At 52.0% G+C, this 3014-nt stretch carries 1 rRNA gene; it reads right to left on the reverse strand.

Annotated features, from left to right (window positions below):
- Positions 1 to 6 precede the first annotated feature (6 nt).
- Positions 7 to 2939, reverse strand: a 23S ribosomal RNA gene (locus tag IOC57_RS25370).
- Positions 2940 to 3014: the final 75 nt, after the last annotated feature.

Here is a 3014-nt window from a genome sequence, read left to right on the forward strand (position 1 = left end):
AAAGCGTTGGTTAAGTCCTCGATCTATTAGTATCAGTCAGCTCCACATGTCGCCACGCTTCCACCTCTGACCTATCAACCTGATCATCTTTCAGGGATCTTACTAGCTTGCGCCATGGGAAATCTCATCTTGAGGGGGGCTTCATGCTTAGATGCTTTCAGCACTTATCCCGTCCGCACGTAGCTACCCAGCTATGCCTTTGGCAAGACAACTGGTACACCAGCGGTGCGTCCATCCCGGTCCTCTCGTACTAAGGACAGCTCCTCTCAAATTTCCTGCGCCCGCGACGGATAGGGACCGAACTGTCTCACGACGTTCTGAACCCAGCTCGCGTACCGCTTTAATGGGCGAACAGCCCAACCCTTGGGACCGACTACAGCCCCAGGATGCGATGAGCCGACATCGAGGTGCCAAACCTCCCCGTCGATGTGGACTCTTGGGGGAGATAAGCCTGTTATCCCCGGGGTAGCTTTTATCCGTTGAGCGATGGCCCTTCCATGCGGAACCACCGGATCACTAAGCCCGACTTTCGTCCCTGCTCGACTTGTAGGTCTCGCAGTCAAGCTCCCTTGTGCCTTTACACTCTACGAATGATTTCCAACCATTCTGAGGGAACCTTTGGGCGCCTCCGTTACTCTTTAGGAGGCGACCGCCCCAGTCAAACTGCCCACCTGACACTGTCTCCCACCCCGATAAGGGGCGCGGGTTAGAATTTCAATACAGCCAGGGTAGTATCCCACCAACGCCTCCACCGAAGCTAGCGCTCCGGCTTCTCAGGCTCCTACCTATCCTGTACAAGCTGTACCAAAATTCAATATCAGGCTGCAGTAAAGCTCCACGGGGTCTTTCCGTCCTGTCGCGGGTAACCTGCATCTTCACAGGTACTATAATTTCACCGAGTCTCTCGTTGAGACAGTGCCCAGATCGTTACACCTTTCGTGCGGGTCGGAACTTACCCGACAAGGAATTTCGCTACCTTAGGACCGTTATAGTTACGGCCGCCGTTTACTGGGGCTTCGGTTCAAAGCTTCGCTTGCGCTAACCTCTCCCCTTAACCTTCCAGCACCGGGCAGGTGTCAGCCCCTATACTTCGCCTTGCGGCTTCGCAGAGACCTGTGTTTTTGCTAAACAGTCGCCTGGGCCTATTCACTGCGGCTTTTCCGGGCTATTCACCCTAAAAAGCACCCCTTCTCCCGAAGTTACGGGGTCATTTTGCCGAGTTCCTTAACGAGAGTTCTCTCGCACACCTTAGGATTCTCTCCTCGCCTACCTGTGTCGGTTTGCGGTACGGGCACCTTACATCTCACTAGAGGCTTTTCTTGGCAGCGTGGAATCAGGAACTTCGGTACTATATTTCCCTCGCCATCACAGCTCCGCCTTAATGGAAACGGGATTTGCCTCGTTTCCGGCCTAACTGCTTGGACGCGCATATCCAACAGCGCGCTTACCCTATCCTTCTGCGTCCCCCCATCGTTCAAACGATGTATAGGTGGTACAGGAATATCAACCTGTTGTCCATCGCCTACGCCTTTCGGCCTCGGCTTAGGTCCCGACTAACCCTGAGCGGACGAGCCTTCCTCAGGAAACCTTAGGCATTCGGTGGAAGGGATTCTCACCCTTCTTTCGCTACTCATACCGGCATTCTCACTTCTAAGCGCTCCACCAGTCCTTCCGGTCTGACTTCAACGCCCTTAGAACGCTCTCCTACCATCGACACCATACGGTGTCAATCCACAGCTTCGGTGATACGTTTAGCCCCGGTACATTTTCGGCGCGGAGTCACTCGACCAGTGAGCTATTACGCACTCTTTAAATGGTGGCTGCTTCTAAGCCAACATCCTGGTTGTCTAAGCAACTCCACATCCTTTTCCACTTAACGTATACTTTGGGACCTTAGCTGGTGGTCTGGGCTGTTTCCCTTTCGACTACGGATCTTATCACTCGCAGTCTGACTCCCAAGAATAAGTATTTGGCATTCGGAGTTTGACTGAATTCGGTAACCCGTTGGGGGCCCCTAGTCCAATCAGTGCTCTACCTCCAATACTCTCATCTTGAGGCTAGCCCTAAAGCTATTTCGGAGAGAACCAGCTATCTCCAGGTTCGATTGGAATTTCTCCGCTACCCACACCTCATCCCCGCACTTTTCAACGTGCGTGGGTTCGGGCCTCCATTCAGTGTTACCTGAACTTCACCCTGGACATGGGTAGATCACCTGGTTTCGGGTCTACGACCTCATACTCATTCGCCCTATTCAGACTCGCTTTCGCTGCGGCTCCGTCTTATCAACTTAACCTCGCATGAAATCGTAACTCGCCGGTTCATTCTACAAAAGGCACGCCATCACCCATTAACGGGCTTTGACTACTTGTAGGCACACGGTTTCAGGATCTATTTCACTCCCCTTCCGGGGTGCTTTTCACCTTTCCCTCACGGTACTGGTTCACTATCGGTCACTAGGGAGTATTTAGCCTTGGGAGATGGTCCTCCCTGCTTCCGACGGGATTTCTCGTGTCCCGCCGTACTCAGGATCCACTCAGGAGGGAACGAAGTTTCAACTACAGGGTTTTTACCTTCTTTGACGGACCTTTCCAGATCGCTTCATTTACCCCGTTCCTTTGTAACTCCATGTTGAGTGTCCTACAACCCCAAGAGGCAAGCCTCTTGGTTTGGGCTAATTCCGTTTCGCTCGCCGCTACTCAGGAAATCGCATTTGCTTTCTCTTCCTCCGGGTACTTAGATGTTTCAGTTCCCCGGGTCTGCCTTCAGTACCCTATGTATTCAGGTAAAGATACTGTTCCATTACGAACAGTGGGTTTCCCCATTCGGAAATCTCCGGATCAAAGCTTACTTACAGCTCCCCGAAGCATATCGGTGTTAGTCCCGTCCTTCATCGGCTCCTAGTGCCAAGGCATCCACCGTGCGCCCTTTCTAACTTAACCGTTAAAAAAGATCTTACAGATGCTTTGAAAAAAATTAATTGCCTTCTATCTATTATCTAGTTTTCAAGGAACAAA

This window comes from Bacillus sp. SD075 (genome assembly GCF_017355165.1).
Classification (GTDB): Bacteria; Bacillota; Bacilli; order Bacillales; family DSM-1321; genus Peribacillus.